This window comes from Xanthomonas sp. NCPPB 3218, assembly GCF_056725185.1.
The window spans coordinates 3,265,745-3,289,727 of sequence record NZ_CM161516.1; the positions used below are offsets into that span (position 1 = coordinate 3,265,745).

General features: G+C 66.7%; 20 protein-coding genes and 1 pseudogene. 11 read left to right on the forward strand and 10 right to left on the reverse strand.

Annotation, left to right across the window (positions count from 1 at the left end):
- Positions 1-58 precede the first annotated feature (58 nt).
- Entirely contained in the window at positions 59-1,654 is a 1,596-nt protein-coding gene (locus AC1PLS_RS13520; protein ID WP_481103777.1) for a phytoene desaturase family protein, read from the reverse strand.
- A gap of 339 nt (positions 1,655-1,993) precedes the next feature.
- On the opposite strand from AC1PLS_RS13520, the gene AC1PLS_RS13525 reads away from it, so the two are divergent.
- The 4 genes and pseudogenes from AC1PLS_RS13525 (at position 1,994) to AC1PLS_RS13540 (ending at position 7,089) form a co-directional block, all read left to right on the forward strand.
- A complete protein-coding gene (locus AC1PLS_RS13525) occupies positions 1,994-4,096 on the forward strand; it encodes a M13 family metallopeptidase (RefSeq protein WP_184432904.1) in 2,103 nt (700 codons plus the stop codon).
- Between the two features lie 167 nt (positions 4,097-4,263).
- Positions 4,264-4,515 (forward strand): annotated as a pseudogene (locus AC1PLS_RS13530) (M13-type metalloendopeptidase); the annotation flags it as partial.
- A gap of 105 nt (positions 4,516-4,620) precedes the next feature.
- Entirely contained in the window at positions 4,621-4,905 is a 285-nt protein-coding gene (locus tag AC1PLS_RS13535) for a M13-type metalloendopeptidase (RefSeq protein ID WP_184431647.1), read from the forward strand.
- Positions 4,906-5,076: 171 nt separating this feature from the next.
- A complete protein-coding gene (locus AC1PLS_RS13540; protein ID WP_184431649.1) occupies positions 5,077-7,089 on the forward strand; it encodes a M13 family metallopeptidase in 2,013 nt (670 codons plus the stop codon).
- A 231-nt stretch (positions 7,090-7,320) separates the two neighbouring features.
- On the opposite strand, the gene AC1PLS_RS13545 is transcribed toward AC1PLS_RS13540, so the two are convergent.
- From AC1PLS_RS13545 to AC1PLS_RS13570, 6 genes are all read right to left on the reverse strand, one after another.
- Entirely contained in the window at positions 7,321-8,019 is a 699-nt protein-coding gene (locus tag AC1PLS_RS13545; RefSeq protein WP_026064941.1) for a rhomboid family intramembrane serine protease, read from the reverse strand.
- 40 nt (positions 8,020-8,059) lie between these two features.
- Entirely contained in the window at positions 8,060-8,467 is a 408-nt protein-coding gene (locus AC1PLS_RS13550) for an MGMT family protein (RefSeq protein ID WP_184431651.1), read from the reverse strand.
- 470 nt (positions 8,468-8,937) lie between these two features.
- On the reverse strand, positions 8,938-10,308 hold the full coding sequence (gene gorA, locus AC1PLS_RS13555; RefSeq protein ID WP_481103778.1) for a glutathione-disulfide reductase: 1,371 nt from the start codon (positions 10,306-10,308) through the stop codon (positions 8,938-8,940).
- Positions 10,305-11,555, reverse strand: a complete 1,251-nt coding sequence (locus AC1PLS_RS13560; protein WP_184431655.1) for an NAD(P)/FAD-dependent oxidoreductase — start codon at positions 11,553-11,555, stop codon at positions 10,305-10,307. The genes gorA and AC1PLS_RS13560 overlap by 4 nt, the downstream gene beginning before the upstream one ends.
- 7 nt (positions 11,556-11,562) lie before the next feature.
- Complete coding sequence (locus AC1PLS_RS13565; protein WP_184431657.1) at positions 11,563-12,807, reverse strand: DUF418 domain-containing protein; 1,245 nt, start codon at positions 12,805-12,807, stop codon at positions 11,563-11,565.
- Positions 12,808-13,011: 204 nt separating this feature from the next.
- Positions 13,012-13,491 carry an FKBP-type peptidyl-prolyl cis-trans isomerase gene (locus tag AC1PLS_RS13570; protein WP_024939526.1) on the reverse strand — a complete coding sequence of 160 codons (480 nt, stop codon included), beginning with the start codon at positions 13,489-13,491 and terminating at the stop codon, positions 13,012-13,014.
- A gap of 46 nt (positions 13,492-13,537) precedes the next feature.
- On the opposite strand from AC1PLS_RS13570, the gene AC1PLS_RS13575 reads away from it, so the two are divergent.
- On the forward strand, positions 13,538-14,146 hold the full coding sequence (locus AC1PLS_RS13575; protein ID WP_175430018.1) for a C40 family peptidase: 609 nt from the start codon (positions 13,538-13,540) through the stop codon (positions 14,144-14,146).
- A 109-nt stretch (positions 14,147-14,255) separates the two neighbouring features.
- Positions 14,256-15,005 carry a C40 family peptidase gene (locus tag AC1PLS_RS13580; RefSeq protein ID WP_016903983.1) on the forward strand — a complete coding sequence of 250 codons (750 nt, stop codon included), beginning with the start codon at positions 14,256-14,258 and terminating at the stop codon, positions 15,003-15,005.
- Between the two features lie 149 nt (positions 15,006-15,154).
- Here AC1PLS_RS13580 and AC1PLS_RS13585 read toward each other — a convergent pair whose 3' ends face one another.
- The 3 genes from AC1PLS_RS13585 to AC1PLS_RS13595 all read right to left on the reverse strand — a co-directional run bounded on the left by AC1PLS_RS13585 (position 15,155) and on the right by AC1PLS_RS13595 (position 17,939).
- Positions 15,155-15,646, reverse strand: coding sequence for an acyl-CoA thioesterase (locus AC1PLS_RS13585; RefSeq protein ID WP_024939524.1), 492 nt, complete (start codon positions 15,644-15,646; stop codon positions 15,155-15,157).
- Positions 15,647-15,752: 106 nt separating this feature from the next.
- The gene (locus AC1PLS_RS13590) at positions 15,753-16,589 is read right to left on the reverse strand and encodes a class I SAM-dependent methyltransferase (RefSeq protein ID WP_167709173.1); all 837 of its coding nucleotides are present in this window, start codon (positions 16,587-16,589) and stop codon (positions 15,753-15,755) included.
- Positions 16,590-16,598: 9 nt separating this feature from the next.
- Positions 16,599-17,939, reverse strand: a complete 1,341-nt coding sequence (locus AC1PLS_RS13595; RefSeq protein ID WP_184431659.1) for a dicarboxylate/amino acid:cation symporter — start codon at positions 17,937-17,939, stop codon at positions 16,599-16,601.
- Between the two features lie 142 nt (positions 17,940-18,081).
- Between AC1PLS_RS13595 and AC1PLS_RS13600 the strand changes: the two genes are divergently transcribed.
- The 5 genes from AC1PLS_RS13600 (at position 18,082) to AC1PLS_RS13620 (ending at position 23,949) form a co-directional block, all read left to right on the forward strand.
- Positions 18,082-19,788: an alkaline phosphatase gene (locus AC1PLS_RS13600; RefSeq protein ID WP_481104499.1), complete on the forward strand. Its 1,707-nt coding sequence runs from the start codon at positions 18,082-18,084 to the stop codon at positions 19,786-19,788.
- A gap of 91 nt (positions 19,789-19,879) precedes the next feature.
- Complete coding sequence (tilS, locus tag AC1PLS_RS13605; protein ID WP_184431661.1) at positions 19,880-21,175, forward strand: tRNA lysidine(34) synthetase TilS; 1,296 nt, start codon at positions 19,880-19,882, stop codon at positions 21,173-21,175.
- 31 nt (positions 21,176-21,206) lie between these two features.
- Positions 21,207-21,470: an exodeoxyribonuclease VII small subunit gene (locus AC1PLS_RS13610; protein WP_016903977.1), complete on the forward strand. Its 264-nt coding sequence runs from the start codon at positions 21,207-21,209 to the stop codon at positions 21,468-21,470.
- 1 nt (position 21,471) lies between these two features.
- A complete protein-coding gene (locus AC1PLS_RS13615) occupies positions 21,472-22,347 on the forward strand; it encodes a polyprenyl synthetase family protein (RefSeq protein WP_065032482.1) in 876 nt (291 codons plus the stop codon).
- Between the two features lie 504 nt (positions 22,348-22,851).
- Positions 22,852-23,949, forward strand: a complete 1,098-nt coding sequence (locus AC1PLS_RS13620; protein ID WP_104650880.1) for a M35 family metalloendopeptidase — start codon at positions 22,852-22,854, stop codon at positions 23,947-23,949.
- Positions 23,950-23,983: the final 34 nt, after the last annotated feature.

The following is a 23,983-nucleotide window of genomic DNA, read 5'->3' on the forward strand; positions in this document are numbered from 1 at the left end:
GTCATCAGTACTTGCTCCAGGCCCCGGTTCGTCCGGGGCTTTTTTTATGCGGCCTGCCTCAGCCTTGAAGAATCACCCGCGCCGCATTATGCCCAGGCGCTCCGGTCACTCCGCCACCGGGGTGCGTGCCGGACCCGCATAGATACAGCCCGGCAATCGCGCCGCGATAGGCGCCCTGCCCCAGCATCGGGCGTGCGCTGAAAAGTTGATTGAGGCTGAGGGCGCCGTGGAAGATGTCGCCGCCGGTCAGCCCGAAGATGCGTTCCAGATCGAGCGGGCTGAGGATCTGCCGGCCCAGTACCGAGGCCGCGAATCCGGGAGCGTAGCGCTCGACCGTCGCGATCATCAGATCGGCGACTTGCTCACGATGATCGTCCCAATGCCGGCCATCCGGCAGCTGCGGTGCCACGTGCTGGCAGAACAGGCTGGCCACGTGTTGCCCGGGCGGTGCCAGCGTGTCGTCCAGCGTGCTGGGAATCAGCAACTCGACCACCGGTTCGCGTGACCATCCCGAAGCGCGCGCGTCCTGCCAGGCACGGTCCATGTAATCCAGGCTGGGCGCCAGGATGATGCCGGCAGTCAGATGATCGCCCGTGCCCGGCAAGGCGGTGAAATCCGGCAGCCGCGAGAGCGCGACATTCATGCGGAAGGTGCCCGATCCGCAGCGGTAATGCGCCATGCGCTCGCGTGTCGCCGCGGGGACATCGTCCGGCTGCATCAAGCGCTGATACAGCAGCTTCGGATTGACATTGGCCACCACTGCACGCGCACGCAGCGTCTCTCCTTGAGCGGTGATGACACCGACCGCACGCCCCTGCTCCACCAGCACGCGCTCCACTGCGCAGCCGGTGCGAATCGTCACGCCAGAGTCGCGCGCACTGGCAGCCATCGCCTGGGTGATCGCGCCCATGCCGCCGATGGCGTGCCCCCAGGCGCCTTTGACGCCATTGCTTTGCCCGAACACGTGATGCAGCAACACGTAGGCGGTGCCCGGCGTGTAGGGGCTGGCGTAATTGCCGACGATGCCGTCGAAACCGAATAGCGCCTTGATCGGTGCGCTTTCGAACCAGCGATCCAGATACTCGGCGGCCGAAATCGTGAATAGGTCGAGCAGCTCCTGCCGCAACGCGAGCGGTAGCTCCTGCAGCTGCAGCCCCAGCTTGCCCGCGCGCCATAGCTGCGGCAACGCGCGCAGCCATCCACCATCGCTGACATCCGGCGGTGGCTGCAATGCCAGCGCACGCAAGACATCGGCCAGTTGCTCCAGGCGCGCTTCATAGGCAGGCAATGCAGCGGCATCGCGCGCGGAGAACCTGCCGACTTCCAAGGCAGTACGCCCCGCGCCGGCCAGCAGGTACTCGCCAGTGGGCAATGGCAGAAAGTTGTTGATGCGGCGCGCCACCACGCGCAGCCCATGTCGCTCCAGGTCAAGATCGGCGATGACCTTGGGTTGCAGCAACGACACCGTGTACGCCGCCACCGAGTTGCGAAACCCCGGATGGAATTCTTCGGTGACCGCTGCGCCGCCAACGACGTCGCGCGCTTCCAGCACCACTACCCGCTTGCCGGCTTTGGCCAGGTAGGCGGCGCAGACCAGGCCATTATGGCCAGCGCCGATGATCAGGGCATCCAACGGTTCGGAGGCGGTAGGCATGCGCTTGTATATAGCACTGCTTGCACAGCAGGAGCATTCAGGTACTCGCCCCTCTCGACCGCCGCCCGCGCAACGACACAGACTGCCAGACCAGGTAGGCACAGCCTCAAGCCACAGCGCACAGGACGCGAAAACACCGGGCCGCCACTGCGCTGGTGCCCTGCGCAGGACTGCCGCCCATCCGGACACCGTCGGGCCGGTTCACCTACACATGCCGCACCCATGACCTTCGACACCATGCCATCCGGCTGGCGAGGCGTAGAGTGCCGGCCACAGCCCCGGCGACGGGGCTTCCCACATCTGCTCCTGGAGCCCTTTGTGATTCGTACACCTCATTTGTTGACCCTGTCCCTGGCCGTGGCCGCCGCGCTGAGCGGTTGCAAGAAATCCGAAGACGCCGCGTCGGCCGCGCCCGCGGCCGATACCGCCACAACCACCCCGGCGGCTCCCAAGGCGCTGACCCTGGACCAGAGCAAGCTGCCGGCCGTGAACCAGTTCACCGCCGCCGACCTGGATACCAACGGCAACGCCTGCACGGATTTGAATGCGTACGCCAACGCCAAGTTCCTGGCCGCCAACCCGGTGCCGAGCGATCGCACCAGCTGGGGCGCGTTCGAGATGCTCGACGAGCGTTCCAATGCGATCCAGCAGCAGTTGGTTGAACAGGCCGCGGCCGACACCAGCGCCACCGGCGTGGAAAAGATCGTCGGCGACCTGTGGTCCACCGGCATGGACGAGGCCAAGATCAACGCCCAGGGCATCGAGCCGCTGAAGCCGGAACTGGCCGCGATCGACGCCATCAACGACCAGGCCAAGCTGGTCGACTATCTGCGCAGCAGCGCCGCCAAGGGTAACAACGAGCTCTTCAGCTTCGGCGCCGAGGCCGACTTCAAGAAATCCAGCCAGAACATCGCCTATGCCATGCAGGGCGGCCTGGGTCTGCCGGATCCGGAGTACTACACCAGCGCCGCCAACAAGGCCAAGCTGGAGGCCTACCAGGCGCACGTGGCCAAGGTGCTGGAACTGTCCGGCGTGGCCGCGGCCGATGCCGCCGCGCAGGCCAAGCAGGTGGTCGCGTTCGAGACCCGTCTGGCCAAGGTCTCCAAGACCAGCACCCAGATGTCGCGCGATGCCTCGCTGGCCTACAACCCGATCTCGCCGGCCGATGCCGACAAGCTGACCCCCAACTGGTCGTGGACCGAGTTCTTCAAGTCGCAGGGCGTGGCCACGCCGGAGATGTTCTCGCTGGCGATCCCGGCCTTCCACCAGGAAGTGAGCAAGATGATCGCCGACACCGATCCGGCGATCTGGCGCGCCTACCTGCGCTTCCACACCGTCGATGGTGCCTCGCCGTTCCTCAGCCAGCCGTTCGTCGATGAGAACTTCGCGTTCTACAACCAGACCCTGCGCGGGCAGAAGCAGATCAAGCCGCGCTGGAAGCGTGTGCTGGCGACCATCAATGGCCAGACCGGCGAAGCGCTGGGCCAGATGTACGTCAAGGTTGCCTTCCCCGCCGACTCCAAGGCCAAGATGGAAACCCTGGTGACCAACCTGCGCACCGCGCTGAAGGCCCGCATCGAAAAGCTGGACTGGATGAGCCCGGAGACCAAGACCAAGGCGATCGCCAAATGGGAAAGCTTCACGCCCAAAATCGGCTACCCGGAAAAGTGGCGCGAGTGGAACGGCTTGAACACCAGTCGCGACAGCTACCTGGGCAACGTGATGGCCGCGTCCGAGTACAACTACAAGTGGAACCTGTCCAAGATCGGCAAGCCGGTGGACAAGACCGAATGGGGCATGAGCCCGCAGACGGTCAACGCTTACTACAACCCGTTGCAGAACGAGATCGTGTTCCCGGCCGCGATCCTGCAGCCGCCGTTCTTCGACCCGAATGCGCCGGAGGAAATGAACTACGGCGGCATCGGTGCGGTGATCGGGCATGAGATGACCCACGGCTACGACGACCAGGGCAGCCGCTTCGGTGCCGATGGCAACTTCATCGCCGATCCGGGTTGGTGGACGCAGAAGGATCTGGACGCGTTCAAGGCGCGCACCGGCAAGCTGGTCGCGCAGTTCGACGGCTATCGCACCCCGGCCGGTGACAAGGTCAAGGGTGACCTGACCCTGGGCGAAAATATCGCCGACCTGGGCGGCCTCAACACCGCCTACGACGCGATGAAGACCGCCACCGCCGGCAAGGACGATCCCAAGACCGACGGCATCACCCGTGACCAACGCTTCTTCCTCAACTGGGCAACAGTGTGGCGCCGCAACTTCACTCCGGAAGAACTGGTGGTGCGCCTGAAGACCGATCCGCATGCCCCGGCCAACTTCCGCGCCATCGGTGCGCCGTCGAACATGCCGGCGTTTGCCGCCGCGTTCTCGTGCAAGGCCGGCGATGCGATGGTGCGTCAGGGCGATCAGCAGGTCGTGATCTGGTAATTGCGCAAGCGCGGTAGTTCGGGCGGGCGGCGATCGAAAGATCGTCGCCCGTTTTTTTTCCTTCGGTTTTTCTGTTGCGTCCGGGGGAAATCACGGCCGGCCACATGCATCGCCATCGCCGTCACTGCATCCAGCCCCACCCCGAACACGCGCTGACGATCAATGGGTCCGGCAAGGACGACCCCAAGACCGACGGCATCACCCGTGACCAGCGCTTCTTCCTCAACTGGGCAACAGTGTGGCGCCGCAACTTCACTCCGGAAGAACTGGTGGTGCGCCTGAAGACCGATCCGCATGCCCCGGCCAACTTCCGCGCCATCGGTGCGCCGTCGAACATGCCGGCGTTTGCCGCCGCGTTCTCGTGCAAGGCCGGCGATGCGATGGTGCGTCAGGGCGATCAGCAGGTCGTGATCTGGTAATTGCGCAAGCGCGGTAGTTCGGGCGGGCGGCGATCGAAAGATCGTCGCCCGTTTTTTTTCCTTCGGTTTTACTGTTGCGTCCGCGGGGAAATCACGGCCGGCCACATGCATCGCCATCGCCGTCACTGCATCCAGCCCCACCCCGAACACGCGCTGACGATCAATGGGTGTCGCCCGGAACGACGCTTCTTCCCGGGCTTTGCGCGCAACTGGCGCGAACAGATCCGCGAGCAGCAGCAACTGGTCTATCTGGCCCCGGGCCCGCATGCGCCCAGCAGCCTGCGTGCCAATGCCGTCCCCTCGAACATGCCGTCCTTCGTACAGGCTTTCCCATGCAAGGCAGGTACTCCGATGGTGCGTGCCGAAAAAGACCGCGTGGTGATCTGGTAGGCGGCTGCAAGCGCTTTCAGCTCGATCGCAATATGCACAGGCCCGCGCTTGCGGGCCTGTCGCATTCATGCAAGCGGCCGGCACCGAAGACCGGCAGCAGCTCGCGCCCGCCTGTACGGGGCGCAGCCTTGCTAAACTCCGCCGACTTCAATCTGGCCACCCTTCTTCTCGATGCCCACCATTCGTCCGCTTGCCCTCGCTCTTGGCTTCAGCCTGATCACGCTGCTGTCCGCCCCCGACGCCGACGCCGCTCGCAAGAAGAAGGCCGCTCCCAAGGCCCCGGCCGTGTCGGCGGCCTGCACCGATTTCTACGATTACGCCAATGCCGGCTGGCTCAAGGCCAACCCGGTGCCGCAGGCCGGTGCCGTCACCGCGCTGGGCCAGCTGTCCGAGCGCGCACTGCAGCAGCAACGCGAGTTGCTGGATGCGTCGATGAAGGCGCCGCAGGGCAACGTGCAGAAATTGCTCGGCGACTTCTGGGCCAGCGGCCTGGACGAGGCCTCCGTCGAGAAGGACGGCTCCAACCCCATCGCCCCCTTGCTGTCGCGCATCGACGCGATCAAGAAGGCCAAGGATGTGCCCGCTTCCATCGCAGCACTGCATCAGGTCGGCATCCCGGTCGGCTTCAATTTCGGCCCGGACGTGGACCTGAAGGCGCTGGATCGCCACATCGGGTATTTCATGCAGGGCGGCATGGGCCTGCCGGACCCGGCGTTCTACACCCGCACCGACGCCGACACCCAGGCGCTGATGGGCCGCTATCGCGCCTACGTCAAGCAGATCCTGGCGCTGACCGGCACCCCGGCCGACAGGCTCGACGCCGATGCCGCCTCGGTGCTGCAGATCGAGACCGCGCTGGCGCGCAGTGCGCAGTCGGTGCAGGGCATCAACAACCCGTTCAACAACTACGCCCCGATCGCCACCAAGGAGCTGACCAAGCAGTACAAGAATCTGCGTCTGGCCGACTTCCTGGAGGCGCAGGGCGTCAAGGACGACCTGGTGTCGATGGCCGACCCGGCCATGTTCAAGCAGCTCGACAGCATGATCGTCAGCATCAAGCCGGACCAGTGGAAGGCCTATTTGCGCTGGCGCGTGGGCGACGCGATGGCGCCGTACCTGTCCAAGAGCTTCCACGATGCCGAGTACCAGTTCCGCGGCCGTCTGCTGCGTGGCGATGCGCTGCCGCCGCAGCGCTGGCAGCAGGTGCTGGACGCGATCAATATCGCCGCCGGCCCGATGCTCGGCCGCGAATACGTGGCGCGTTACCTGAGCAGCGACACGCGCCGCCAGGCCGAAGCGATCGCCGACCAGGTACGCGACGCGCAGCTGGCCGCGCTGGAGCGCACCGGCTGGGGCAACGGTGAAGTGATCGCCGAAGCCAAGGCCAAGCTGGCGGCGATGAAGATCGAAGTCGGCGCACCGCGTCGCGATCTGGATTACACCGTGCAGCCGATGGGCCGCGGCAGCTTCGGCGGCAACATGCTGATCGCCTCGACCTGGCGTCACCGTGAGGAGATGAAGCGCATCGGCAAGGGCAACGCCGACCGTCGCTGGGACGTGTTGCCGCAACAGCCGGCAGTGGCCTACGACATCGCACAGAATCGCCTGATCATCACCGCCGCCGTGCTGCAGTCGCCGGTGCTCACCGCCGGCAGCACCCCGGCCGCGCAGTACGGCGCTTACGGCGCGCTGGTCGCCCACGAAATGACCCGTGCCATCGACGCCAAGGGCTCGCTGGTGGATGCCAAGGGCGAGTTGCGCAGCTGGTGGACGCCGGCCGAGAAGAGCAGCTGGACCATGCTGACCGGCAAGGTGGCCAGCCAGTTTGGTGCCTACCCCTACCCGGGCGTGCCCAACGTCAAGGTCAACGGTGCGCAGACCGCCGAAGAAAACCTGGCCGACCTGGCCGGCGTCGAACTGGCCTGGCAGGCCTTCAGCAAGGCACAGCCAGCGGCCACCGAGGCTGACAAGCAGGCATTCTTCACCGCCTGGGCCGGTTTGTGGGCCCAACAGCTGTCGCCGAACGAAGCGGTGCAGCGTGCCAGCGCCGACATCCGGGCGCCGGGCCAGTGGCGCACCAACGGCCCGCTGTCCAACCTGCCGGAGTTCGGTGCGGCATTCAGCTGCAAGGCCGGCCAGCCGATGCAGCGCGTGGATGCCGAGCAATTGAAGATCTGGCGCTGAGTCAAGCGCCAGGAAGTCACTGGCAATCAACACGCAGTGGCAGGCAATAAAAAAAGAGCGCGGACTCCGCGCTCTTTTTTTGTGTCTGGCAGTCCATCCATCCCAACGCTTGGTAGGAGCGGCCCCGGCCGCGATGAAGCCTTACCGGTAACGCCCCATCGCGGCCAGGGCCGCTCCTACGGATCAGTGTGGATCCGCCACGCCGCGACTATTTCAACGCATCACACGCATTCAACGCACCACACGCAGCGGCGGCTTGCGCCCCTTGCCACCACCCTTCCTGCCGCCGCTGCCGCCAAACGGCGACTGCCCGCGCCAATAACGGATCATCAGCCAGCCAAACAGCATGCCGCCCAGATGCGCAAAGTGGGCCACGCCCGGCTGCCAGCCGGTCGCACCCAGGAACAGTTCGATCGCACCGAACACGATCACGAAGGTGCGCGCCTTCATCGGGATCGGCGGAAACAGCAGCATCACCCGCTGATTGGGAAACAGCATGCCGTAGGCCAGCAACAGGCCGAACACACCACCCGATGCACCCACCACCGGCGCCCCGCTCTGGGTGAACCAGGCCATCAGCAACTGACACACGCCGGCACCGGCCACGCACACCAGGTAATAGGTCAGAAAGCGCTTCTGCCCCCAGGTCTGCTCCAGGGCCGCGCCGAACATGAAAAGCGCCAGCATGTTGAAGAACAGATGGTTGAAACCGCCATGCAGGAACGCATAGGTCAGCAACTGCCACGGCATGAAGCTGGCGCCGGGCGAGAACGCATCGAAGCCATTGGAAATCGGCCACAGCATCAACGAGGACAGCGCCGCGTCGGAGGGCAGCACGCCGGCGCCCAGGTCGCCCAGTGCCCATTGCAGCAGGAACAAGCCAATATTGGCGATCAACAACGCTTTGGTGACGGGCGGCAGTTGGGGCATGACGGCATCCTTCGGAATGCCAACCATCATAACGGCAGGCTTATGAAGGTCCCCACACGGCGGCATCCAACCGCTGCGCGGCGCTGGCACGGCGCACCCGGCCCTGCTCGACCACCACGCCTTCGGCACGCAGTCGCCGGCATTGCTCACGGTAGCCGGACGAGCCTTCCGGCAACGCGATCCGGCCATCGCTGCGCAGCACCCGGTGCCACGGCAGCTGCGGATCATCGTTGCCGCTGAGCACCCGGGCCACCAGCCGCGCCCGCCCGGGCAGGCCGGCGCGCAGTGCGACCTCGCCATAGCCGGCAACCTGGCCGGAAGGTATTGCCCGAATCGCCGCAAGAATGCGCAGCCGCGCCTGTTCGCCGGAGAGCAGCTCGGCGTTGGAGGCGGCGCGCGCAGATGGATCGGTGGATCGACGCGCCGTTGGTTTGCGGGGCTTGGACATCGCGCAAGGATGCCAGCTATGGGATTGAAATCCCTCTTCCGTCCGAGCGAGGAGGCAGTGTTTGCGCGCTGCCGGTGCGCGTGTCTTGACGCGCCTTGGCCGACAGCGCGAAGCGGGATTGAGGTGAGGGTTCGGGCGGCACGAGGCGCGGCGGACAAGCAGAGCGGTCAACTTCCATGCAAGGCCGGATAAGGCATGGCCGGCTGGGACGGCAGATCGGCAGCTGAGTGATGCATCGAATGTGCCGGACCCTCCCCCCCCTCCCAAGGGGAGAGGGGCTTTGGTCCGTTCGCTCCCAGGGTCCTGGCCTGCATCAAGTGCACCTACGTCGGGCGCAGAAGTGGTATGCGGTGTTGCGCAGGGCTACCGCAAGTTGTGAAACACAGTGGCTAATGTCAGTCCCTGCATCCGGCAGGGCGCTGATGCCCTCGTCGGCCCGGTCACAACTGCCGCACCAATGCATCAGTGCATCAGTGCATCAACACGATCTCTTCCGACGAAGTGGGATGGATCGCCACGGTCTCGTCGAAGTCGCGCTTGGTCGCACCCATCTTCACTGCCACCGCAAAGCCCTGCAGCATTTCGTCGGCGCTCTCGCCCAGCAGATGCACGCCGACCACGCGCTCCTGTTCGCCCACACAGACCAGCTTGAACAGGCTGCGCTGCGGCGCGTCGGCCAGCGCGTGCAACATCGGGCGGAAGTTGCTGCGGTAGACGCGCACCGCGCTGCCATGCCGCGCGCGCGCCTGCTCCTCGGTCAGTCCGACCTGCCCGAGCGGCGGATGCGAGAACACCACGCTCGGCACGCCTTCGTAGTCCATGCGCGCATCCGGCTGCTTGCCGAACAGGCGATCCATCAACTTGCGTCCCGCCGCGATTGCCACTGGCGTCAGTCCGACCTTGCCGCCGACATCGCCGATGGCATGGATGTTCGGCACGCTGGTGGTCTGGCCTTCGTCCACCACCACCTCGCCCTTGTCGCCCAGGCGCACCCCGACCTCTTCCAGACCCAGCCCCGCCGTGTTGGCGCGCCGGCCGGTGGCGAAAAACACCTTGTCGAAGACGTCGTTGCCCTGCTCGCTGGGGTGCGCGGGATGACCATGCACGCGCAGCCTGCCTTCTGCATCGCGCTCCAGGCCGGTGGTGGAAAACCCGAAATGCAGGCGCACGCCCAGGTGCCGCAGGTTGTCGGCCAGTTGCAGGGTCAGCTCGGCATCGAAGCGCTCCAGCAACCGTTCGCCCTGCACGAACAGATGCACCCGGCTGCCCAGCGCCTGCAGCAGGCCGGCGATCTCCACTGCGATATAGCCGCCGCCGATGATCGCCACCTGCGCGGGCGCATGACAGAGATTGAAGAAATCGTCGGACACCTCACCGTGCTCGGCACCTTCGATGCCCGGGCGCAGCGGGTGCGCACCGGTGGCGATCACGATGTGCTCGGCGGTCACCGGCACGCCGTCGCCGCCCATGATGGTATGGCGATCCTGCAACACACCGCGCTGCGGAATCATGACCACGCCATCTTCGTCGAGGCGGCGCCGATAACTGGCGTGGATGTTGCCGATGTAGCCCTGCCGGTGGGTGACCAGTTCCTGCCACGCCAGGGTCGGTCGCGGCACATCGAAACCCATCGCCCCGGCCAACTCGATCTTGCCGGCCAGATCGGCCGCCAGCCACATCGCCTTCTTCGGCACGCAGCCGAGATTGACGCAGGTGCCGCCCAATTCGTTCGGCTCCATCATCGCCACGCGCGCGCCGTGCTTGGCCGCGCGAAACGCAGCGGCCAGTCCACCGGAGCCGCCTCCCAGGATCACCACGTCGTAGTCGTACCGGGCACTCATGCGAAGCGCTCCGCCCGGTAGGGATGCGGGTCCAGCGCAGGTGCGCGGCCCGTGATCAGGTCGGCCATCAGTTGTCCGCTTGCAGTGCTCATGCTGATGCCGAGCATGCCATGTCCGGCTGCAAGCCAGACGTGAGGACGGCCCGGCACCGCGCCCAGCACCGGCACGTCGTCCCAGGTCATCGGCCGCCATCCATACCAGCGCTCGATCACGGCCGGACCGGCCGGCGCGTCCAGATAATCGGACGCTGCGCGCTCCAGTGCCGCAAGGCGCGTGGGGTTGAGGTGGGTGTCGTGCCCGGAGAATTCCATCGTGCTACCGATACGCAGACGATCGCGCCATGGCACCACGAACACCCAACGGTCCTTCAGCACCACCGGGCGACGCGGCATCAGCGCCGGGGCGCTATAGGTGATCGAATAACCCTTGCCGGCCTGCACCGGCAGACGCAATCCCAGTTGCGCCGCCAGCAGCGGCGACCATGGGCCGGTTGCGATGACCACCTCGCGCGCCTGCAGTCGCCCGCGCGCGGTGTGCACGCACGCGCCACGTGCGTCCGGCACCACCGCATCGACGCGGCACTGCGCCTGGATCACCGCACCACGCGCACGCAGCACTCTTGCCAGTTCTGCGGTGTAACGCTCCGGGCGCAGATGCGCATCGCCGGGGAAATGGATCGCACCGGCAATGCCGGCGCGGAATGCCGGATCCTGCCGCACGTAGTCGGCACCGTCGATCATTTCGGCCTGGATACCCCACTGCGCAAGCACGCCGCACTCGTGGCGATAGTGCGCAAAGCGGCGCGCATCGGCAAACACGTAGTCCAGCCCATCGCTGCGAAATTCGCAGTCCAGCGCATAGCGCTCGACCCAGTCGTCGAAGCGTTGCCGCGCATCGCCCAGCAACGCCGCGCGCGCCTGCGCGCTGGCCTGCCAGTGACGCGTATTGCAGCGCTGCGCGAACTGCAGCAACCAGCGCCACAGCGCCGGGTCCAGACGTGGCCGGATATACAGCGGCGCGTCCGGCGTCAGCATCCACTTCAGCGCCTGCGCGATCATGCCCGGCGCTGCCAGCGGCGGCGCATGGCTCGGCGTGATGGTGCCGCAGTTGCCGTACGACGTCGCCGCCCCCACCGCACCGGCATCGAGCACGTGCACCTGCCGGCCCGCTTCGACCAGTGCCAGCGCAGTCGCCAGCCCAATGGCGCCGGCACCGACCACCACCACATCGACAGGCGCGGCGCTCATGTGCGCACTACCCCACGCGCGCGTCGCTGCGACGCATCGGCGGCACACGCAGATAGGTCACGCTGCGCCATAGCCATTCCATCGGCCCGAGGCGGAACCAGCGCAACCACAGCTGGCTCAGCACCACCTGCAGCGCAAACAGCGCCAGCGCGAACGGCAGCTGCCATACGCGCGGCAGCTGCTCGAAATAGCCCAGCCCGTAGCCGTAGAAGATCCACGTGCACACCAGCGACTGCAGCAGGTAGTTGCTCAGCGCCATGCGCCCGGCGGGCGCAAGCCAGGCCAGGCGCGGCGCCAGGCGCACCACCCAGGCCGCATAGCCCAGGCTCATCAGCGGGCCGGCAATCAGCGACAACGCGAATGCACCCGACAGGCGCAGATCCAGCCGCGCCGGATCAATCCACGGCTCCAGCGCGTAACTCACCCCCATCACGCCCAGCCCGAGCGGCAGCACCACGTAGCGCAGGGCCCGAAACAGGCGCGGGAAGCGCTCGGGCGCGGCGATCGCGCCACTGCGCACAAACCAGCTACCCAGCAGGAACATGCCGAGCATCGCCGGGCCATTGATGCTGAGCCCGGTCATCGCGTGCTGCAGGTCGTGCCAGCGCTGCAGCGTGGCCTGCGCATAGCTGCCGCTCCCGAAGGCGGCGCGCTGCGCCTGCACGTTCGCTGCCGCCTGTTGCGCCGCATCGGCCATCGCGGCCTTCCATTCCACGGCAGCCGCCGGATCGAGCTGCATCAAGGTGCCTGCGACGCCGTACAGCAGCGTCAACGCGGGCGCGCAACAGTAGACCAGCGCGGCAAACCACGGCAGCGTCACCGTCGGCACCGAGCGCGTGGCCAGCAGCAACAAGGCCAGCAACGCGTAGGTCACCAGCACATCGCCGGACCACAGCAGCAGCGCATGCAGTAGGCCGATCACCAGCAGCCCGACGGTACGGCGCAGATAGGTGCCGAACAACCCACGCCCGGCCTGCGCGGCACGTTGCGCCATCACCGCAAAGCCCATGCCGAACAGCAGCGAGAACAGCGTATAGAACTTGCCCTGCACCAGCAGGTACACCAGCGCATCGGCAACCCGGTCGGCGCCGTGCCAATGCGGCTCCACGCCGGTGACCGCCAGATCGAGCGGACCGACGAAGGCTTCGATATTCATCAGCAGGATGCCCAGCAGCGCAAAACCGCGCAGCACGTCGAGCACCGCGATTCGCTCGCTGATTGCGATGGGCAGCAAAGGATCGCGCGGTGTCATCTCAGCTCGGGCAGCGCTGCGCGGCGATCGCGGCGCGCAACATGCAAACAGCCCGCCGAGATGGCGGGCCGCGGAAACACATCCAGCCAACGCTGGTCACACGGACACGATCGGCGCGTGCAAGCCGGCATCACCGTGCGGTGCATGCCGATCCTGCAGATAGCCCGCATCAGTCCGTCTGCCACACAGGCGTGACGACTGCGCTCAGTGGTGATGGCCGCCTTCGCCATGCACATGCCCGTGATCGCGCTCTTCCTGGGTGGCTTCACGCACCTCGATGATCTCCACGTCGAAGTGCAGGTCCTTGCCGGCCATCGGGTGATTGAGATCGACGTCGACCACGCTCATGCCGACCTTCTGCACCGTCACTGCGCGCGGGCCGAAGTTGGTCTGCAGCACCACCTGGGTGCCCGGGACCAGCTTGGTGGCGCCGAAGTGCTTCTTGGGCACGCGCTGGCTCAGGCCTTCGCGGTATTCGCCGTACGCTTCGGTGGCCTTGACGTCCACGCCGAAGCTGTCGCCGGCTTCCTTGTCCATCATTGCCGCTTCCAGGCCCGGAATGATGTTGCCGTGGCCGATCATGATCGCCAACGGGTCACGCTCCTTGGAGCTCTCGATCGGCTCCTGGCCGAGCTCGGAAACGGTGTAGTGGAAGCGGACGACGCTGTCTTTTTCGATCTTCATGCCTGGCTCTGGATAGGCTGCCCGGTGGCAGACGGTGGAGGACGGCTTGTCGGCCGCCGGGTGCGCCGCCATCATGGCGACCTTTCGAACCGCCCATTATCCCGGCTCCATGCATATCACGCCAGTTTTCGCCGCCCGCGCCCGCCGCGCCGCGGCCAGTTCGTTGCTGGGCCTGCTCGTGCTGCTGGGCGGTTGCGCACAGGCGCCGGTCCGTCGACCGGCCGCCACCCCGCCACCGGCACCGCGTGTCTGGCCACAGGTGCCGCCGTCCAACCCGGCTGCCGCCAACAACATCCTGATGCGTGCGCTGGGCCTGGTCGGCACGCCGTACCGCTTCGGCGGCAATACGCCGGAAACCGGCTTCGACTGCAGCGGGCTGGTCACCTATGTCTACAAGGATGTGCTGGCGCTGTCGCTGCCACGCACCTCGCGGGAGCTGGCCGCAGTGCAGGGCCCGCGCATCCCGCCGGAGCAGTTGACCACCGGCGACCTGGTGTTCTTCGGCTCCAGCGGCAACGTGACCCATGTCGGCATTTATGTCGGTGAAGGCCGTTTCGTACATGCTCCGAATACCGGCGGTACCGTCCGCTTGGATTTCCTGGATGGCGCCTACTGGCGTGACCATTATTCAGGTTCAAAACGGGTTTTACCCTGATATGTGATGTCCATCACATTTCATAAAACGGAAATTTAACCTTTTTTGAACGTAACGATTCTTTCACCAAGGCATCATCCCGCATCGACAGCAGAATTGTGATTCCCGCGTGACGAACGACGAACAGATCAACACTGGCGCCGCACCGCTTCCGCCCCGGAAACCGCTCCGCCTGCTATGCGCCACCGCTCTTTGGCTCGCAGCCCTACCCGCCCTGGCCCAGACCGCCAACGGCACCGCATCCGCTCCGCAGACGACCACGCCAGACAGCGCCGTCGCCGCCGAGAAAGCCGCAACCCGCAGCCGCGCCGACGCCGCTGCCACCGCAACACTGGCCGCCCTGCTTCCGCACCTGGCCGCCAACGACGCCATTCCGCTGATGGACCGCTCGGCGATGTTCGCCGGTGACCTCAGCCGCCTGCTGGCCAATTACGACGTCTCCCAGAGCGCAGCCAATGCTGCCCAGAACGCCGTGGCCGACAGCCGTGTGCAGGTGATCCTGCAACGCGCCATGGCCCTGCTCGGCACCCCGTACGTCTGGGGCGGCGAGTCCACCGAAGGTTTCGACTGCAGCGGCCTGGTCGGCTATGTGTTCAAGACCGCCCTGGGTATCGACCTGCCGCGCGTCTCGCGCGACATCGCGCGCGACGAGTCTGCTGAACTGATCAAGGACCCCAACGCGCTCAAGGCAGGCGATCTGGTGTTCTTCGGCAGGCGTGGTCGCATCGACCACGTGGGCCTGGTGGTCGGCGATGGCAAGTTCCTGCACGCGCCCAGCCGCGGCAAGGACGTGCGCGTGGATTCGCTGGCCAGCGGTTACTGGAGCGAGAAGTTCATCCAGGCACGTCGGGTGCTGTGATCCCGAGCAGCTGATCCACTGCATGACGGAAAGGCCGCGGAGATTCCGCGGCCTTTTGCGTGGTGGACGGTCTTTGCGCGGAAGCTCCCTACCGTCGCCGCGCACGCATCTAGATCACGTACGCAGCACCACACACCTCGCCACCCCGATCAGCGCGCGGCATCGGCCTGGTAATGCGCCATGGTGTCCTCGATGCCCTTGCTCAGTTCCATCACCTTGAGCGCGTATTCGGCCAGGCGCTGATCCTCGGGCGTGCCCGGCCGCCAGGAAGGCACTTCCACCGGCGTGACACCATCCGGGTCCATCGCCACGAACACGATGATGCAATGCGTGCAGAGCCGCGAGTCGCCGCCCATCGGGCTGCGCGCTCGCACATCGATGGCGAAGTGCATGCTGGTGCGCCCGGTGTAGACCAGCTTGGCCGACACCGCGACCAGATCGCCGATCCGCACCGGCGCCACGAAGCGGATGCCGCCCACCGCCACGGTGACGCAGTAATGCCCGCTCCAGCCACTGGCTGCGGCAAAGCCGACCTGGTCGATCCACTTCATCACCACGCCGCCATGCACCTTGCCGCCGAAGTTGACGTCGCTGGGCTCGGCCAGAAAACGAAATGTCAGATCACGCTGTTGGCCAATCACCGCCCGCCCCCGTCAATGGATGAGCTGGCAGTGTGCCATGCGGGTGGGACGTCAGCGCGCCCGAGGCAAACGCCTGACACCGGGTCCGGCAATGCCGATGCTTCACTCAGGAACGCAGCGCATCCAGGTTGTCCTGCCTGCGCAGGCACAGCCACGGAAAGTGGGGTTGTTTCATCCTGAGCATTCTTCGTAGGCGCGCCCCCGGGCGTCGCGGGTCGAACAGTCGCTGCACCACAAAGCGGTCGAAGCTGGCGTAAGTATGCTGGTGGTAGTGCGCGGCCAGCGCCGGAACGCCCAGTTCGGTGAAGTAGCGCAGGCTGCGCGCGGCGCTTGCGTTGGCGGCTTGCGCATCCGCATACAGCGGGCTGTCGAGGATGTGCAGCTCGCCGCCGTCGCGTAGTTGGGCGAGCAGGCGCACGACCAGTTCCGCAGGGTCGGCGAAATACTGGATGCAGGCCGGGACCACGATGACGTCGAACAGATCGCGCGGCAGCGCCAGGGTCTGGATATCGGCGGCGATGAAACTAAGGCGCTGGTCGTGGCCGAACACGCGCGCGGCCTGGGTCAGCTCGGTGCGGTTGACGTCGATGCCGCAGACGTCGCGTTGCAGCGACTGCGCCAGCAGCTGCGACAGCCAGCCGTTGCCGCAGCCCAGTTCGGCTATGGCGCCCTCGCCTGCCTGCGCGCGCAGATGTTGGACCAGCAAGGCGCTGGACAGCGCACGCACCTGCCATTCCAGACTGGCGCCGAGTTTGCCGCCGGGACGCGGCAGGCTGCGCACCTGTGCATCGGTGTAGAGCCGGCCTTCCTTGCGCCGAACCTGTAGGTACTGCTGTTCGAACGGATCGTCGGCCAACGACCGCTGCACCAACACGCCGTCGACGCTGTGCAGCTCGGGCAACTGCTGCAGGCGATCGCGCAGCGTGGGAAATCCAGCGCGCATCGGCGGCGGTCAGCGCTGCGTCGGCGCGCGATCGCTCAGCGGATCTTCCAGGCCTACGTTGGTCGAGGCCGACTCATAGACCGCCTTGTCGAGCAGGCCGGTTTCCTTGGCCACCAGCACCGGCACCAACATCTGCCCGGTCACGTTGGTCATGGTGCGCATCATGTCAAGGATGCGGTCGATCGCGTACAGGTAGCCGATCACTTCCAGCGGCAGATTGGCCGCGCTCAACACCACCGTGGCCATGATCACCGCGGTGCCGGGCACGCCGGCGGTGCCGAAGCTGCCCAGCACCGAGGCGATCAACACCACGAAGTATTGATTCGCGGTCAGCGGCACGCCGGTGTACTGCGCGATGAAGACCGCGCACAGGGCCGGGAAGATCGCACCGCAGCCATCCATCTTGATGCTGGCACCCAGCGGCACCGCAAACGCGGCGTAGTCCTTGCTGACGCCCAGGTTATGCGTGATCGAGCGCATCGCCACCGGCATCGCGGCAAAGCTCGATGAACTGACGAAGGCCACCTGCATGCCCGGCGCCGCGCCGCGGAAGAACTTCCAAGGGTTCAATCCATGCAGCAACAACAGGCTGCTGTAGACCACCACGATATGGATCGCGCAGGCCACATACAGCGCCAGCACGAAGTTGCCGAACGGCAGCAGTTTCTCGAAGCCATAGCTACCGACCAGGCTGGCGATCAGCCCGAAGGTGCCGAGCGGGGTCATCTCCAGCACGAAGCGGGTGACCTGGATCATGATGTCGCTCAACTGCGCGGTGAGCTTGCGTGCCTCGGCCACGCGCTCGCCGAGCTTGACCATCGCAAAGCCCAGCAGCGCGGCGAAGAAGATCACCGGCAGGATCGATCCGCGCCCGGCCGCCAGCACCGTTTCGCCGGCCGCATTGGTCTTGGTGCCGATGCCGGTCAGTGCGTAGAACGGGTTGGAGGGCACCACGTCCAGCAGCACCTTGATCGGGCTGGGCACATCGCGCGGTTTCCAGGCCGAATCCACGCTCAGGCTGAAATGGCCGGCGCCGGGTTGCATCAACGTGCCCACTGCCAGGCCCACGCCCACCGCCAGTGCGGCGGTGATGACGAACCACAGGAAGGTACGCCCACCGAGCGCGGCGACGGATTTTTGCCCGTGCAGCGAGGAGATCGCATTGATCACCGCAAAGAACACCAGCGGGATCGCGATCATCTTGATCAGGGTGACGTACAGATCGCCGAGCGGGCCGAACCACACATCGGCGGCCGGGCCCATGGCAGCGCCGGCGATTGCGCCGAGCACGAAGCCGGCCACCACGCGTTGCCAGAACGGAATGCGCAACCAGGCCGAGACCAATGTCATGCGTCGAATCATCCGGGGGGAGAGTGCATGCACCATAGCCCAGGCCCGCGTCGCCCGCGAGGCCACGACTGGAACAGCGGCGTGTCATCTGTGTGACACCAGGCATCCCGGCATAATGCGCGCTGATTCAGTCACGAGTTCGATGCCGATGCGTTACCGCCTGCCTGCCCTCGCCGCCCTGACCACCGTGTGTGTCGCCGCCTGCGCGCCCAGCGCCGGCACCAGCGCATCCGCGCCCACCGCCGTGCGTGTGGAGGTACCGCAGGTGGTGCATCCCGCCGGCGAGACGCCGCAATGGTGGTACCGCTCGGGTGCCGCGCGCGCAGCCGGTAACGGCGCCATGGCCGGGCGCGCGCGCAATGTGATCCTGTTCCTGGGCGATGGCATGAGCCTGACCACGGTGGCGGCAGCACGCATCCTGGATGGCCAGCGCAAGGGCGGGCCGGGCGAGGAGAACCTGCTGTCCTGGGAACAATTTCCGGCCACCGCCTTCAGCAAGACCTACAACACCGATTCGCAGACGCCGGATTCGGCCGGCACCATGACCGCGATCACCACCGGGGTGAAAACGCATATGGGCGCGATCGGCGTCAGCAGCGGCAACCGCAGCGACTGCGCCGACAGCCTGGGCAAGGGCCTGTTGAGCTGGCTGCAGCTGGCCGACAGCGCCGGCATGGCCACCGGCATCGTCACCACCACCCGCCTCACCCACGCCACCCCGGCGGCGACCTATGCGCATTCGCCGGACCGCAACTGGGAAAACGACACCGACCTGCCCGAGTCCGCGCGCACTGCCGGCTGCCAGGACATCGCCCAGCAGTTGCTGTCCAGCGCGCGCTTCGGGCGTGGCCCGCAGGTGGTGCTGGGCGGCGGACGCAGCCAGTTCCAGACCGTGCAGGAGCGCGATCCGGAATACGACGACAAGGTCGGCCTGCGCCTGGACGGCCGCGATCTGGTCGCCGAGTGGAAGCAGGCGCACCCGCAGGGCGCCTACGTCTGGAACGAACAACAGTTGCAGGCGGCCGCCGGCGCGCCCGCATTGCTTGGCCTGTTCGAGCCGGATCACATGCAGTTCGACCACGACCGCAATCGCACCGCTCAGGGCGAGCCCAGCCTGACCGAGATGACCCGTACCGCGATCCAGTCGCTGTCGCGCGACCCGAACGGCTTCGTGCTGATGGTCGAAGGCGGCCGCATCGATCACGCCAACCACGCCGGCAATGCCTACCGCGCGCTCGACGAAACCGTCTCGCTGTCCGATGCAGTACGCACCGCCGTGCAGACCGCGCCGCCGGACACGCTGATCATCGTCACCGCCGACCATTCGCATACGCTCAACTTCGTCGGCTACCCGGTGCGCGGCAACCCGATCCTGGGCAAGGTGCGCGGCACCGGCGGCGAAGAAGGCGACCGCAGCCAGCTGGCCACCGACCTGGCCGGCCAGCCCTACACCACGCTGAGCTACGCCAACGGCCCTGGCTACACCGGCGCCAGCAACGCGCAGCCGGCCGGCCCCAAGAAGTACCCGCACGAACCCAGCAACAGCGAGCCGGCCGCCGGCCGCCCGGACCTGACCCATGTCGACACCGAGGCGCCCAGCTACATGCAGGAATCGCTGGTGCCGACCAAGTCCGAAAGCCATGGCGGCGAAGACGTCGGCATCTGGGCCACCGGCCCGGGCAGCGCAGCCTTCCGCGGCACGCTGGAAGAGAACGTGATCTACCACGTCATCGTGCAGGCCACCCCGCGCCTGCGCGAGCGCCTGTGCAAGGCCGGTACCTGCGACAGCACCGGCGTGCCGGTGGAGTTGCCGCAGTCGGCCACGTTCGAGACTGCGGCCAAACGCTGATGGGCAGGCTGCGCGCAGCGCGGACGGTGGCGGCGCGGCATGCCCCGCCGCCCGCGTGCGGATGCAGCGTCGCAGCACGCCATCTGCATCGATGACCGGATTGCTGCCACCCGCGGCGCCGCCCGGCCCGGTGCTGGTCGCCTACAGCGGCGGCGTGGATTCGAGCGTCTTGCTGCACCTGCTGGCAGCGACGCCGCGTTGTCGCGACACGGGGCTGCGTGCGGTGCATGTGCATCACGGCCTGCATGCCGATGCCGACGCCTGGGCCGCGCATTGCCAGCGCCAGTGCGATGCCTTGCAAGTCCCCCTGCAAATTGCGCACGTGCAGGTCGCGCGCGACAGCGGCCTGGGGCTGGAAGCGGCGGCACGCCATGCACGCCATGCCGCGTTTGCCGCGGCACTGGCGCCCGGCGAATGGCTGGCGCTGGCGCACCATCGCGACGATCAGGCCGAAACCTTCCTGCTGCGCGCATTGCGCGCTTCCGGCCCGGACGGCTTGGCCGCGATGCGCGCGCAGCGTCCCTTCGCCGCCGGCATGCTGTGGCGTCCCCTGCTGGCGCATGCGCGCGCCGAGGTGCTGGCGTATGCGCAGGCACATCGCCTGCAGTGGATCGAAGACCCCAGCAACGCCGACGCCCGCCACGACCGCAACTTCCTGCGTACCCAGCTGATGCCCGTATTGCAGCAGCGTTGGCCGCAGGCCGCCGAGGCACTGGCGCGCAGCGCGCAGCTGAGCGCCGATGCCAGCGACCTGCTGCTGCAGGAGGACACCGCGCTGCTGCCCGGCCTGCTGACCGCCGCCGGCGCACTGGATCTGCAGGCCTTGCGTGCGCAGCCGGCAACACGTCGGCCGCGGCTGCTGCGCGCCTGGGTGGCGGCAGCGCAGGCGCCACCGCTGCCTGCGCACGGCGTTGCCGCCCTGGAGCAGGAAGTCGACGACGGCGCGCCGGATCGGCAGGCCTGCTTTGCCTGGCAACAGGTGCAGGTACGCCGCTGGCGCCAGTGCCTGTACCTGCTGCGTCCGCACAGCGCGTGGCCGGCGTCATGGCAGGCCTGCTGGGATGGCACGTCCCCGCTGCCACTGCCGGATGGCGCGCAACTGCAGTTGCACGGCGCACCCGGCCTGCGCTTCGGGCAACCGCTGCTGGTGCGCGCACGCCAGGGTGGCGAACGCATCGTGTTGCCGCAGCGCGCGCATTCGCATCGGCTCAAGCACCTGCTGCAGGCGCTGGATCTACCGCCCTGGCAACGCGCACGCCTGCCGGTCCTGTGGGCCGACGGTCAGGTGCTGGCAGCCGGCGACCGCATCGTCTCGGCGGCATTGAGCGACTGGCTAAGCGCGCATGGCGCATCCTTGCGATGGCGCGACCACGCCAACGCGAATTGACCCGCCTGCCTGCGCGCCGCACACTTTGACGATGGTCAAAAAATCCTTGAACGAAACATCCCCGGTCGCCCGCTTCGAACAGTCGCTGGAAGAACTCGAGCAACTGGTGCAGAAGATGGAAGTCGGCGACCAGAGCCTGGAGCAGTCGCTCACCGCCTACGAGCGCGGCATCGGCCTGTACCGCGACTGCCAGCAGGCACTGGAACAGGCCGAACTGCGCGTGCGCATGCTGACCGACCCCGCGCGCCCCGATCTGGCCGAAGACTTCCAGGCGCCGTCGCAGGACGGCGGCTGAGGTGAGTTCGGCGTTGTTCGAGCACTGGATCGGCCGCACAGAACGCAGCCTGGAGGCCAGTCTGCCAAGTCCCACCCTGGCGCCGCAGCGACTGCACGCCGCGATGCGGCACGCGGTGCTGGGCGGCGGCAAGCGCATGCGCCCGCTGCTGGTGTATGCGACCGGCGCACTGTTCGGCGCCGACGAGGACCGCCTGGACACGCCCGCGGTGGCGGTGGAGCTGATCCACGCCTATTCGCTGGTGCACGACGACTTGCCGGCAATGGACGACGACGCCTTGCGCCGTGGCCAGCCCACCGTGCACATCGCCTTCGACGAAGCCACGGCGATCCTGGCCGGCGACGCGCTGCAGACGCGCGCCTTCGAGCTGCTGGCTGCGGCTCCGGTCAGCGCGGAGCTGCGGGTCGGCTGGCTGCAGAGTCTGGCCACCGCCGCAGGCGCTGCCGGCATGTGCGGCGGCCAGGCGCTGGATATCGATGCCACCGGCCAGTTGCAATCGCTGCGCGATCTCGAGCGCATGCACGCCCTCAAGACCGGCGCGCTGATCCGCGCCGCGGTGCGCATGGGCGCGCTCACAGGCGCTGCCGCAGCCGACGACCAGCAACGCCTGGATGCGTTTGCCGATGCGCTGGGCCTGGCGTTCCAGGTCCGCGACGACATTCTGGATGTGGAATCGAGCTCGGCGCAGCTGGGCAAGACCGCCGGCAAGGACGCCGCGCAAGCCAAGTCCACCTATCCGGCCCTGCTCGGAATGGACGGCGCCAAGGCCAAGCTGGCCGAACTGGCTACCCGCATGCACGACATCCTGCAGCCCTACGGTGCGCCCGGCGACACGCTGGCGACGCTGGGCCGGTTTGCGGTGGACCGCGCGCACTAGCGCTCCGCGTTCGTTTGAGCTGCCGCACAGGCGCGCCGGGCGCCTCGTGCGCCGATGCCTGGCGACATGCACAGGCTCCGCCGATGCGCAAGGGCGAGCGGCCGCGCAGCCGGCTTCAACGCCACCACGCACGGCGACTACGGCAGCGCGTTCGACTTCAGCAGCCCGCAGCAATCAGGCGCTCGCACCGGCCTTTGCGCATACCGTGCGCCAGCGCACGGTGCGGCTGCAGCACACCGCCCTGCAAGCGCTGCGCTGCGTCACAGAACGTAACTTCTCCTTCCATACATTTTTCACATGAAAACTTCGGCAAGGCAGCAATAAAGTGCGGAATAATTCACACTTCCAGGCTGAATTGTCGCCATCGGTGTCCGCATTTGTCATTGCCTGACTACCGGCAGGCCAAAAACCACATCAATCGGTTCTCTTGTTGCGTCTGCTCGCTCTGCCTAGGTTGACCTGCCCGCGTCCGCGGACATCCCCCGACCACATGGAGAGTCACTGGTGAAGAACGTTTTTCTCGCATCGTTTGCAGCAGGTACGTTGGCCGTTGTTGGCGTGCTCGGTTCGGCGCAGGCGCAGTCCGTGCGCGGCCCGGTCCCGTTGACCATCGAACTGGCGCCGGTCGCCGATCAGGCCGGGCGACACCAGGGCAAGATCGCGGTGACCGTCACCAACAACGGCAGCCAGATCGCACGCGTGCCGACCTATCAACTGCCGCTGCAGACGCTGGACAACGGCATCCTGGAAGTGAGCCGCGATGGTGTGCCGGTGAGCTACACCGGACGCCTGGTCAAGCGTGGCCTGCCCAAGGCGGCGGACTTCACCATCCTCAAGCCGGGCCAGAGCGTCAAGGGCGAGGTCGATCTGGCCGGCGCCTACGATCTGTCGACCAGTGGCAACTACACCATCCAGGTCCGTTCGTCGCTGCAATATGCCTCGCTGTCCGACGGCAGTCTGATGAAGGCGGCCAACGGCCAGCCGGCCGTGGCCACCAGTACGCCGCTCACGGTCTGGCTGGACGGCGCGCGTCGCGGCGTGCAGCGCCAGCTCGCAATCGGTCCGACCGCCGTGGTTAATGGCATCAACTACCTCAACTGCAGCACCACCCGCACCAATCAGGCCGCCAGTGCCGTCACTGCCGCGCGTACTTACTCGCAGAACGCGCGCAACTACCTCAATGCCGGCAGCACCGGTGCGCGCTACACCACCTGGTTCGGCGCCTACAACGCCTCGCGCTACAGCCGGGTCAGCTCGAACTTCGTCAACATCGACAACGCGCTGGACCAGAACAACGGCCAGCTGACGATCAATTGCAGCTGCGAAGCGGATCTGGCGGACGCCTTCGCCTACGTCTATCCGAACCAGCCGTACGAGATCCATGTCTGCAATGCGTTCTGGAGTGCGTCGACAACCGGCACCGACTCCAAGGCCGGCACGCTGGTGCACGAGACCAGCCACTTCACGGTCGTCGCCGGCACCCAGGACCGTGTCTACGGCCAGTCCGGCGCGCGCAGCCTGGCGATCAGCAACCCGGCCCAGGCGATCACCAATGCCGACAGCCACGAGTACTTCGCCGAGAACACCCCGGCGCAGAACTGATCGCGTCATCGTCTGAAACGACAAAGGCCCGGCA

Bases quoted from the DNA above. Each gene is read 5' to 3' on its own strand.
- AC1PLS_RS13520 (WP_481103777.1), bottom strand. From the start codon at position 1,654: ATGCCTACCGCCTCCGAACCGTTGGATGCCCTGATCATCGGCGCTGGC.
- AC1PLS_RS13535 (WP_184431647.1), top strand. From the start codon at position 4,621: ATGCATCGCCATCGCCGTCACTGCATCCAGCCCCACCCCGAACACGCG.
- AC1PLS_RS13540 (WP_184431649.1), top strand. From the start codon at position 5,077: ATGCCCACCATTCGTCCGCTTGCCCTCGCTCTTGGCTTCAGCCTGATC.
- AC1PLS_RS13545 (WP_026064941.1), bottom strand. From the start codon at position 8,019: ATGCCCCAACTGCCGCCCGTCACCAAAGCGTTGTTGATCGCCAATATT.
- AC1PLS_RS13550 (WP_184431651.1), bottom strand. From the start codon at position 8,467: ATGTCCAAGCCCCGCAAACCAACGGCGCGTCGATCCACCGATCCATCT.
- gorA (WP_481103778.1), bottom strand. From the start codon at position 10,308: ATGAGTGCCCGGTACGACTACGACGTGGTGATCCTGGGAGGCGGCTCC.
- AC1PLS_RS13560 (WP_184431655.1), bottom strand. From the start codon at position 11,555: ATGAGCGCCGCGCCTGTCGATGTGGTGGTGGTCGGTGCCGGCGCCATT.
- AC1PLS_RS13565 (WP_184431657.1), bottom strand. From the start codon at position 12,807: ATGACACCGCGCGATCCTTTGCTGCCCATCGCAATCAGCGAGCGAATC.
- AC1PLS_RS13570 (WP_024939526.1), bottom strand. From the start codon at position 13,491: ATGAAGATCGAAAAAGACAGCGTCGTCCGCTTCCACTACACCGTTTCC.
- AC1PLS_RS13590 (WP_167709173.1), bottom strand. From the start codon at position 16,589: ATGCGCGCTGGATTTCCCACGCTGCGCGATCGCCTGCAGCAGTTGCCC.
- AC1PLS_RS13595 (WP_184431659.1), bottom strand. From the start codon at position 17,939: ATGACATTGGTCTCGGCCTGGTTGCGCATTCCGTTCTGGCAACGCGTG.
- AC1PLS_RS13600 (WP_481104499.1), top strand. From the start codon at position 18,082: ATGCCGATGCGTTACCGCCTGCCTGCCCTCGCCGCCCTGACCACCGTG.
- tilS (WP_184431661.1), top strand. From the start codon at position 19,880: ATGACCGGATTGCTGCCACCCGCGGCGCCGCCCGGCCCGGTGCTGGTC.
- AC1PLS_RS13610 (WP_016903977.1), top strand. From the start codon at position 21,207: ATGGTCAAAAAATCCTTGAACGAAACATCCCCGGTCGCCCGCTTCGAA.